Source organism: Martinezella sp. CNPSo 3959 (assembly GCF_057784355.1).
The window spans coordinates 170906-181210 of record NZ_JBXSOV010000013.1 but is presented as its reverse complement, the minus strand read 5'-3'; the positions used below and the strand labels follow the sequence as shown (position 1 = coordinate 181210).

General features: G+C 60.4%; 9 protein-coding genes. 2 read left to right on the top strand and 7 right to left on the bottom strand.

Features of this window, described 5'->3' with window-relative positions; genetic code table 11:
* Window positions 1–1201, top strand: a 1201-nt coding sequence (locus AC13RE_RS23380; protein ID WP_488564701.1) for an FAD/NAD(P)-dependent oxidoreductase, incomplete at its 5' end; no start/stop codon positions are given.
* A gap of 30 nt (window positions 1202–1231) precedes the next feature.
* Here the strand turns inward: AC13RE_RS23380 and AC13RE_RS23375 are convergent.
* Both AC13RE_RS23375 and AC13RE_RS23370 read right to left on the bottom strand, forming a co-directional pair.
* Entirely contained in the window at window positions 1232–2140 is a 909-nt protein-coding gene (locus tag AC13RE_RS23375) for a LysR family transcriptional regulator (RefSeq protein ID WP_488564700.1), read from the bottom strand.
* Between the two features lie 59 nt (window positions 2141–2199).
* Window positions 2200–3525, bottom strand: coding sequence for an NAD(P)/FAD-dependent oxidoreductase (locus AC13RE_RS23370; protein ID WP_488564699.1), 1326 nt, complete (start codon window positions 3523–3525; stop codon window positions 2200–2202).
* A gap of 225 nt (window positions 3526–3750) precedes the next feature.
* Here AC13RE_RS23370 and AC13RE_RS23365 point away from each other — a divergent pair, with 225 nt between their 5' ends.
* Window positions 3751–4227, top strand: coding sequence for an Lrp/AsnC family transcriptional regulator (locus AC13RE_RS23365; RefSeq protein ID WP_112398821.1), 477 nt, complete (start codon window positions 3751–3753; stop codon window positions 4225–4227).
* A 30-nt stretch (window positions 4228–4257) separates the two neighbouring features.
* Here the strand turns inward: AC13RE_RS23365 and AC13RE_RS23360 are convergent, their stop codons facing one another.
* From AC13RE_RS23360 to AC13RE_RS23340, 5 genes are all read right to left on the bottom strand, one after another.
* Window positions 4258–5913, bottom strand: a complete 1656-nt coding sequence (locus AC13RE_RS23360; protein ID WP_488564698.1) for an ABC transporter ATP-binding protein — start codon at window positions 5911–5913, stop codon at window positions 4258–4260.
* A gap of 2 nt (window positions 5914–5915) precedes the next feature.
* A complete protein-coding gene (locus AC13RE_RS23355; protein ID WP_488564697.1) occupies window positions 5916–6767 on the bottom strand; it encodes an ABC transporter permease in 852 nt (283 codons plus the stop codon).
* The gene (locus AC13RE_RS23350; protein WP_488564696.1) at window positions 6764–7714 is read right to left on the bottom strand and encodes an ABC transporter permease; all 951 of its coding nucleotides are present in this window, start codon (window positions 7712–7714) and stop codon (window positions 6764–6766) included. The genes AC13RE_RS23355 and AC13RE_RS23350 overlap by 4 nt, the downstream gene beginning before the upstream one ends.
* Window positions 7715–7808: 94 nt before the next feature.
* Window positions 7809–9419, bottom strand: coding sequence for an ABC transporter substrate-binding protein (locus AC13RE_RS23345; protein ID WP_488564695.1), 1611 nt, complete (start codon window positions 9417–9419; stop codon window positions 7809–7811).
* Between the two features lie 64 nt (window positions 9420–9483).
* Window positions 9484–10200 (bottom strand): HAD-IA family hydrolase, encoded by a 717-nt coding sequence (locus AC13RE_RS23340; protein ID WP_488486636.1) that lies wholly within the window; start codon window positions 10198–10200, stop codon window positions 9484–9486.
* Window positions 10201–10305 lie beyond the last annotated feature (105 nt).

The window sequence follows — 10305 nt, the reverse complement described above, 5'->3', positions numbered from 1 at the left end:
AGCCCAGCAGCTCTATGGTTCGGAGGCTGGCAAAGCCCTTGCCCTTCATTCCCTCTTCGATCGCATGGTGGCTCGTGGGGAGGTCGAATACCATCCTCAAAGTTCAGCGATGGCGCTCGCGGACAATATGCTGCAGGTGCTGACGCCCGCCGGCCGCAGGGAATTCGCCTATAACAGGCTGATACTGGCGACCGGCGCGACCGACCGGCTGGCGCCGCTGCCTGGCTGGCAGGCACCCGGCGTCTATAGCCTCGGAGCTGCGCAGATCGCCCTGAAGGCGCAGGGCGTCGCCTTGGGGCGAAGGATCGTTCTCGCGGGTTCCGGCCCCCTGCTGACCCTCGTTGCGGCCCAGCTTCTGAAGGCCGGAGCGAATGTTGCGGCCGTTCTCGATACCTCTTCCGTTCGAAACCAGATCCTCGCGCTTCCGGACATGATGGCAAGGCCGGCTATGGTCCTACGGGGCCTGGCAATGCGACTGAAACTCGGCCTGATATATCGCGCAGGCGTGACGCTGACGGATATCGTCAGCGACGAGACCGGACCGACGGCCGTTCGCTGGCGGGATGCCGGCGGGCGCGACCATAATACCGAATGCGATATGGTCGGCATTGGCTGGCACCTGAGAGCCGAAACGCAGCTTGCGGGCCTGGCCCAATGTAGGTTCGATTACGATCCGGGTTGGGCTCAATGGCTGCCACGGGCGGATCGAATGGGCCGAGCTACAGATGGCGTCTATCTTGCCGGCGATGGCTTGCGGATCCTTGGCGCCGATGGCGCGGAAGTTGCCGGACGGCTTGCCGCGAGCGCCTGCCTTGCCGATATGGGGTTGCCTTATCCCAATCCAGCACGGGACCTTCGGCGGCTCGCCCGCTACGAACGCTTTGCTCGCGCAATCGCCCGCGCCTTTCCCTGGCCTACCGGGATGGTCCGATCCGTTCCCGATGAAACGATGGTTTGCCGCTGCGAAGGCATCAGCGCTGGCGATCTGCGTGGAAGCGTCGATTATGCCGGAGGTGAGGCAAACCGGGTGAAGTCAATGGTGCGCGTGGGTATGGGACGATGCCAGGGACGGTTTTGTCAGCTCGCCGGCGCCGAACTGATTGCGGAGCGTGCGGGAATCCCGGTTTGCGAGGTCGGTCGCCTGCGTGAGCAGGCGCCTGTTCGTCCGCTGCCGATCGGAGCCTGGATAAACGAGACCTGACCAAGTTCGTTTTGGCTATGCCGACGCGATTTACTCCGGCGCGACTTCGCCATCCTTCAGTACGCCGGCACAGGCCTGGCGCAAATAGTCGCGCATCATAAGGTGGCTACCCGTCAAGGGGCGATCCCGGCTGGTCAGCAGCGCGATCGGGACTGTCTTTCGCGGCAGCAGCGGCCGGCGCACAAGGCCGGGAAACTGCTCCCACGGCAGCAGACCATCCACGATCGCGACACCAAAGCCATTGCGGACAAAAGGCAAGGCGGTAATGGAGATATCGATCTCGATCGCGGGATTAAACGCCTGGTTTTCCGAAGCTGCGGCATTGGCAAGCAGCTGGCCGGGGAAGGTATCGGCGCGGTAGGAGATCAGCGTCTCGTTCTGAAGATCGGCGAAGGTGATGCAGTCGCGCGCGGCAAGATGGTGCCCTTCCGGCACGATGCAGATGAGTTCGGCATATCCGAGCGTTTCGACGTCGATGCCAGGCCGCGCGATGTTGTTCATGACGATGCCGAGCGGGGCATCACCATTGCGGATCATATCCACGACATTGATCAGCGGCGCGATCAGCGAGCGGACGACGATATCCGGATAGCTCGTTCTGAAGGCGAGAAGCGCCTTGGGTACGATCGACATGGCCGGCGGTGTCGTGGCCGCGATCCTGATCAAGCCGGTCCGCCCGAAGCGCATATCGGTCGTTCGGCGCCGAAGCGCTCCGAGCTCGGAAAAGATGCGCTCGGCCTCCGGATACAGCTCTTCAGCCTCTCTCGTCGGGACCAGCTTGCCCCGCACGCGATTGAAGAGTTTGAACCCCAGCTGGTCTTCGGCATGCAGCAATATCTGGCTCAGTGCCGGCTGCGTGATGTTGAGCATGGCGGCAGCGCCGGTCACAGTCCCGGCTCGCATGAGCATGCAGAAGACTTCGAGCTGACGGGCCTGCATCAGGAAAATCCATTTGGTCTAGTTCGGTTGCCGGCGAAGTCTAGCATGGGTGACCCACTTCAGAAGTCGGCTACCTTGCCCCATGCGGATTGCAGGAAGCGGTCTGGATGATAGGGTTTGGGGTCGACTATCGGCGCGGCGCCGGTGACGATGTCGGCGATCAGGTGGCCGGCTCCCGGGCCGATTCCGAAGCCATGGCCGCTGAAACCGGCCGCCAGTACGAAGCCCGGTATGGATGCGATCTCGCCTATGCCGGGCACGCCGTCAGGGGTCGAATCGATGTAGCCGGCCCAACTTGCGGTGATGCGGCGGTTTGCGATGGCAGGCAGCAATTCGCGTGCACGGTCATAGGTAAGCTGAATCGTGCCTCTATCGACGGCCGGATCGAGGATGCGCATCCGCTCCATCGGCGTCGGCTGGTCCAGACGCCAGCGCGCCAGGCTTTCGTGGCCGCTGCGAAAGCCCTCGAAGCCGCCGAGAGAGAGAGCGCGCCAACGGCGAACGAACATCGGCAGAAACTGTGCTCCGAACCGTATGTTCTGCGGCGTAGGATCGACGCGACCCCGCCCGCTGATTGCGAGCGCATGGCCGCCGTCGCCTCTGCGGGTGATGGAAACATATGCGGTATGAAGAGCGTCCGGGAGCTCGCCGTCGCCGGGGCTGACGGAAAGGATCGATGAGCGGATCGACGCCTGCGGAAAGCGAACGCCAAGCTGACGGCAGAAGGACGAAGCCCAGGCGCCGCCCGACAGGACGGCAACCTTAGTCTTGATCGTGCCTTCCTCGGTCACGACTGCGGAGAGCTTGCCGCCCTCGGTTTCTATGCCGCGCGCCGCACAATTCTGGCGCAGGCAGCCCCCCAATCTCATAAGGGCGCGAGCGACCGCCGGGGCGGCGTTGGCGGGATCGGCAATGCCATCGGTTGGGGAAAAGACCCCACCCTTCCAGGTGCGGCCGGTCGCCTTGCCGCGTTCGCTGGCCTGAGCGCTATCCAGCATATGCGTGGTCACGCCCACGCCGCGGGCAAAGTCGCGCCAGCGGGCCCATCCTGCAAGCTCTTCCTCACTATTGCTCAAATAGAAGAGGCCGCAGCGGCGAAAGCCGGTTTCCTCTCCTGTCTCCGCCGTGAATTGGTCCCAGAGCTCGAGGCTTTTCGTCGCCACCGGCAGCTCGCGTGCGTCGCGGTTCTGCTGCCTGCACCAGCCCCAGTTGCGGCTGGACTGCTCGGCGCCGACGCGGCCCTTCTCGAGAAGGACGACCGAGAGGCCCCGCTTTGCCAGATAGTAGGCCGCAAAGACGCCGACTATACCGGCTCCGATAACAACGACATCGGCAGAGGACGGCAATTCGGGGGAGTTATCAACAAGGGTGAGCTTCGCGGGCATGGATGCGGGTCTCCTATCGCGCCGACAGCATAGCGAAGTGATCGGACATGAAGCTGCCGCACAAGCGCGCCATGCGGCATAAGATTCTGCTCATGGGGAACCAAGCGGCTGATTGTGCCGGTTCGATTCCTGCAGAATGAAATAGACAAGATGCACCATGGTGTTATGCTCGATCTTCGAGAATTCGCAGCATAAAATGCCGCCTTAAATGGGAAAGATCTGCCGATGAAGCTCGACCGTATCGACGTCAAGATCCTGTACGAACTTCAGAAGAACGGCCGCATCACCAATGTCGAATTGGCGGAATTGGTCAACCTGTCGCCGAGCCCCTGTCTGATGCGGGTCAAGAAACTGCAGCAGGAAGGCTATATCGAGGGATATTCGGCCCAGATCAATATCGGGAAACTCGGCCAGACGCTGACAGTCTTTACGGAAGTCACGCTCAAGAACCATCGGCAGATCGACTTCGCCCGTTTCCTGTCGGCGGTGGAGAAGGTCGATCAGGTCATCGAGTGCCACCTCGTCTCCGGTGGTTACGACTATATGCTGAAGTTCGTGACGGCCGGCATCGGAGAATATCAGACGATCATGGAACGCCTGACCGACCTGGATATCGGCATCGACAAATATTTCAGCTTCGTGGTGCTCAAGTCGCCGATCGTCAAGGCGCACATGCCCTTGACGAGCCTGTTTCCCATGTAGCGTCCAATGGTATTTCCGAGCTGTGTCCGGCTAGCCGTGGCCATACTCGCGCTTGAGTTCCGGGTCCTGGACGAGATTGTCGAGCCAAGTCGGATCGAGCTTGGGAACGGACCCGAACAGCAGCTGGGAATAGGGGTGGCGCGGTGCATCTGCGGCCTCGCGCGTGATCTGTTCAACTTTCTTGCCGCCATACATCACAACGATCTCGTCGCAGATCGCTTCGACCACCGACAGATCGTGGCTGATGAAGATGTAGGACAGATGCAGCTCCCGCTGCAGTTCCTTAAGCAGGTCGATAATCGCCGCCGCAACCACCGTGTCGAGCGCGGATGTGATCTCATCGCAAATGATCAGCCGTGGCTCTGCCGCAAGCGCGCGCGCAAAATTCACGCGCTGCTTCTGTCCGCCTGACAATTCCGACGGATAGCGATAGCGAAGCGCGCGCGGCAATCGCACCATGTCAAGCAATTCGTCGACTCTGGCCGCTCGAGCCCTACGGTCCATCCCGTGATAGAAGGCCAGGGGCCGCTCGAGAATATCGGCGATAGACTTTGCCGGATTGAGTGCGGTGTCGGCATATTGAAAGACGATCTGCATCTCCCGCAATTGATCGCGCGAGCGCAATTTGGCAGCACGATTCATGTCGCTGCCATTGAAGCCGATAGTGCCTGATACGGCCGGCAATATGCCGGCAATTGCGCGCGCCAGCGTAGATTTTCCGCATCCGGATTCACCGATAATGCCGAGATTCCTCCCCTTTTCCACCTCCAGGCTTACGGATTGAACCGCACAGACCGCGGGTAGGCCATTAGTCTGGATATCGCCATAGCCCGCCACCAGATTGTCGATCCTCAGCACGGATGCAATCGTCCCACCTGTTTTGCCGTCGCGGATGGCCTGTTTCGGCTCGAACGCCGCCAGCAGCTCGCGCGTATAGGGATGGCTCGGCCGTCTTAGAATCGTCTCCGTCTCCGCGATTTCCTGGATTTCGCCGCCCTTGAGCACGGCGATGCGATCGGCGATCTGGGCGACGACGGCCAGATCGTGTGAAACATAGACGCCGGCAATGTCGCCGGCACGGATGACGGACTTGAACGCCTTCAGCACATCGATCTGCGTCGTCACATCGAGTGCGGTCGTCGGTTCGTCAAAAATGACGAGCTTGGGCTCGCCGATCAGAGCCATGGCGGCGGCTAACCGCTGCAGCTGACCTCCCGAGACCTGATGCGGATATCGTTCGCCGATTGTTTCGGGGTTCGGCAGCGACAGCGCACGGAAGAGCTCGATCGCGCGCCGGCGCGCTTGTTCGGGCGGCATCAACCGGTGAATGCGAGTGACCTCGATCACCTGCTCCATGATCTTCGTAGCGGGGTTGAAGGCGGCTGCCGCACTTTGCGGAATATACGCAACCGTGGTACCGCGGACCTTCGAACGCTCGCTTTCGGAAAGGGCGGCCATGTCGTGCCCATCGACTTGGATCTCCCCGCCGGAGATGCGACAGCCCTCGCGCGCATGCCCCATGAGCGTCAGCGCGATCGTCGTCTTGCCCGAGCCGCTTTCGCCGATGAGCGCGACAATCTCGCCCTTGGCGATATTGAAACTGACGCCCTTGATGATCTCGACGATACGCCCAGAATCGGTCGTCGCCTCGACTTTCAGATTCTTGATTTCAACGAGGCTGGTCATCGTCATGCGCTCCTGTCTCTGATCCTGCGCGGCAGGTTGTCGATCAGCAGGTTGACGCTGATGGTGAGGCTGGCAATGGCAAAAGAGGGCACGAGTACGGCCGGGGCCGCAAAGGGCAGCCCGCCGATATTTTCGCGGACCAGGGCTCCCCAGTCGGCATAGGGCGGCTGGAGGCCGAGGCCGAGAAAGGAAAGACCGGACAAGAGGAGCACGACGAAGACGAAGCGCAGGCCGAAATCCGCCAGAACAGGGCGAATAATGTTCGGCAGAATTTCCGAACCGATAATGTAGCCGACCCGCTCGCCGCGGGTGCGTGCAACCGTGATGAAGTCCATCGTGTTGATATTGACCGCGAGCGCGCGGGCAAAGCGATAGGCGCCGGGCGTGTAGATGACGGCGAGCGTGATGATCAGCACCGGAATGGACGAGCCGACGGCGGCAACGACGACCAGGCCGAAAAGCTTGCTTGGAATGGAGTTCAAAGCATCGAGAAACCGGCTGAGGATCGTGTCGAACCATCCACCGACAACCGCGGCGGTCATGCCGAGCGTCACGCCGCAGAAGCAGCACAGCGCGACCGCAGCCAATGAAATGCCGACCGTATAGCGCGCGCCCATCAAAACGCGCGAGAACATATCGCGGCCGAGATAGTCCGACCCGAGCCACAATTGCCGGCTTATAGGGCCGAAATAATCGGTATCGACGATATCGCCGACGGAATAGGGGAGCATGTAGGGTGCGAACAATGCGACGATCGTCCAGCCAAGGATTATGGCAAAGGCCACGACGCCCACAAAGCTGACATTATAGCCGAGAAGGGAAGGGGTGCGGGAAGCCAAGCCGTTCGTGGTCATCGCAACCTCGGATTTGACAGGATTGCGACGATATCGGCCGTGGTGATTAGCAGGAGATAACCAACGCAGAAGATCATCGCGCAGCTCTGGATGAGGGGGAGATCGCGGGTCGCTACAGCGTCCACCATCAATTTGGCGATACCCGGATAGTTGAAGATGGTCTCGACGATGATCACGCCGCCGACGAGATAGGAGAGCGACAGCGCGACCGCGTTGACGATCGGCCCCAGCGCATTGGGCAATGCGTGCCTGAACACCATGCGGCCGCGCGAGGCGCCCTTGAGCAGGGCCATTTCCACATAAGGCGTCTTCAGCGTCTCGATCAGGGCCGCCCGCGTCATGCGGATCATCTGGGCTGAGATGACAAAGGTGAGCGTGATGACGGGCATGGCGTAGATCTTCAGAAGGTCGAAGACCGTATGCACCTGGCTGATGGAGGACAGCGCCGGCAGCCAGCGCAGATAGACGGCGAACAGCAGCACCGCAAGCGTTGCGACCATGAATTCGGGCACCGATATGACGCCGATGGAAATGATTGTGACAATCCGATCGTAGTAGGAGCCGCGAAGCATGGCCGAAGTAATGCCAAGCAGGAGCGCAAACGGGACCGAGACGAGCGTCGTGATGGCGGCAAGCTCCAGCGTCGCAACCAGGCGGCGGCCGATCAGTTCCGCAACGGGCATGTTGTTTGCGTAGGATGTTCCGAGATCGCCCTTCATCAGGCCCAGAAGCCATTGCAGGAACCGCAGGATCGCAGGTTCGTCGAGGTGCATTGCCTTGCGTAAGCCGGCAACCGCTTCCGGCGTCGCCGCCTGGCCGAGCAGGATGGAGGCCGTATCTCCCGGCAGCATGCTGGTTGCGAAAAAGACGGCAAATGACACGATCAGCAAGGTGATGATCGTGATAAAGAGCCGGTTTAGGACAAGAATGGAGACCTCGGATCTCAATGGCGATGCTCCTGCGGCGATCTACGACACGAACGGCGTTCGCGAGACGGAGGTTCCCGGACGGGTTTGCGCCGTCCGGGGGGCTCAGCTGCCGTTAGGCATCGAGCCACAGATACTCCGCCATTGCATAACCCATCATGCCACCGAGCGGGTTGGCTTCCAATCCGTGCACCTTGCTCGAAAGTGCATCCACATTCGAGATGTAAGCCGGGATGATGGTGCCGGCTTCTTCAGCGACCATCACCTGCATTTCAGCGTAGATCTGCTTGCGTTTGGCCTGATCGAGCGAGCCGCGGGCTTCGATCAGCATCTTGTCGAACTTTTCCGACTTGTACTGGCTTTCGTTCCACGGTGCATTCGAAGCGTAGAGAAGCGAAAACAGGATGTCCGGCGTCGGGCGCGGATTGATGTTGCCGAAATGGATCGGTGCCTTGAGCCAGTAATTATCCCAATAACCATCGGAAGGAACGCGTTGGACATCGAGCTTCATGCCGATGTTTGCGCCGGCCGCCTGGATGATCATCGCCATGTCGATCGACGAGGTTGCAGCATCCGAGGCTATCACCGGAATGGATTGGCCGAGCACGCCGGCCTTCTGGAAGTGGAACTTTGCCTTGTCCGGATCGAAGGCCTTCGGCTTCAGATCGTTGTTGTGATAGATATTGGCGGGGGAAACGGGCTGATCATTGGCAACTTCGCCAAGGCCGCGCAGGGCCGACTTGACGATCTGCTCGCGATTGACCAGCGACTTCATGCCATCGATGAAGTCCTTCTTGTTGCCCGGCGTCATGTCGAGGCGCATGTTCAGATTGGTGTAATTGCCGCTCGTCGTTTTCGACAGCGTAAAGCCCGACTGCCCGTCGATCAGCTTCATGGCGCGAGGATTGATCGAAGCGGCGTAGTGAATGTCGCCCGAAAGCAGCGCATTGACCCGGGCATTGTCATCGCCGATCGCAAAGAACTCAAACGAGTCGAGGTAGGGCTGGCCGGACTTCCAGTAGTTCTTGTTCTTCACCACCACCGAGCGATTGCCCGGGTCGAAGGTTTCCAGAACGAAGGCTCCGGTGCCATTGCCCTTCGAGAAGTCCGTCGTGCCGTTGGCGACGATCATGAAGTGATGCAGGGCGAGAATGGTCGGCAGGTCGGCATTGGGGTCGGCCAGGGTGATTTCGACCGTCGACTTGTCGACAGCCTTGAAGCTGGTCATCTGCGCAGCGATCTTGGCGACTTTCGAGCCCACACCGGGATCGAGATGGCGTTTGAGCGAAAAGACGACATCATCGGCCGTCAGCTCCTTGCCGTCATGGAATGTCACGCCCTTGCGCAGCTTGACCGTCCAGGTCTTGGCGTCCTTGCTTTCGATGTTTTCGGCGAGCTCCATCTGCGTCACGCCGGCCTTGTCGATGAAGGTCAGGCGATTGTAGAGCGAGCAACAGCGCACATAGTCCGTCGACAGCGATGCCTTGGCAGGATCGAGCGTATCGGCGGTCGAGGACGACCACCCGGCTGCTTTCAGATTGCCGCCGGATTTGGGCGTGGCCGCGACGGCATTCGATGCCCGGCCAAGTACCAGGCCGCCCGCCGACATGGCGACACCGCCTGCCAGAAGCATGGTGAGAAGTTCGCGGCGGGTGGCGCCTCGACGAATGGCGTTCTCGACCATCGCGTCATCCGAGGCAGTCCAGTTCATGATCTTGTCGTTCATGTCATTCCCCTTTTTTCTGGTTGGCAGTCTGCTTTTTATTGCATGCGATTATGATGACGACTGGTCAGGCCGCCTCCAGCGCCCTCACGGCTTCGGCAAGTTCGGCCATGGATTTGAAGTGGTAATCCGGCGTGGTGAATTCGGCCGGTTCGATCGTGCCGCCGTAACCGGCCTGCGCGTGACGGCGCTGGATCCAGCAATTCGTCATCCCCAATTGCCGGGATACGCCGATATCGTGGTACTGGCTCTGCGCTACGTGGAGAATATCGTCCTTGCTGGCATTCTCGCCGGCCACGAAGTCGAAGACCTTATGAAAGAAGGCCGGATCGGGCTTTTCGGTGCCGGTATCGTCGGCGGTGAAGGCAGCATGGAACGGATGCCCCAATTCCGCCGAGAAATGTTCGAAGGCCCAGCGACGGGCGTTCGTCATGGCGATCAACCGATATTTGCAGGTAAGCTGCGCCAGGGCTTCGGCACTGTCGGGAAAGGCTTTCCATTGTCTGGCGGAATCGCGCAGGCGCCGGCCATAGGCCTCTTCGGCCGGCAAACCGAGTTTTGGGGCGATGGCGAGATAGACACGTACGAGATCGTCGGGAAACAGATCCGCATCGTCGGCGTAGCGCGCGGTTCGATAGAGCGCCAGCGCCTCCTCGCCGTCGATCGTCACCTTCGCTTCAGCTGCAATTTCGTTGAGGCAGGTTTTCAGGCCGCCTTCGAAGTCGATCAGCGTTCCGACAACGTCGAAGCTCATATATTTGAATTCTGCCAACGACTTAGTCATATCTTACCCCAGTCTGCTTACTGGCGGCGCCGGGCGGCCGCCTTGCGGAAGATTATGCTGTTCCCAGGTCCACTTGTTTTCTGACACTCCCGAATTTGCCGGGAT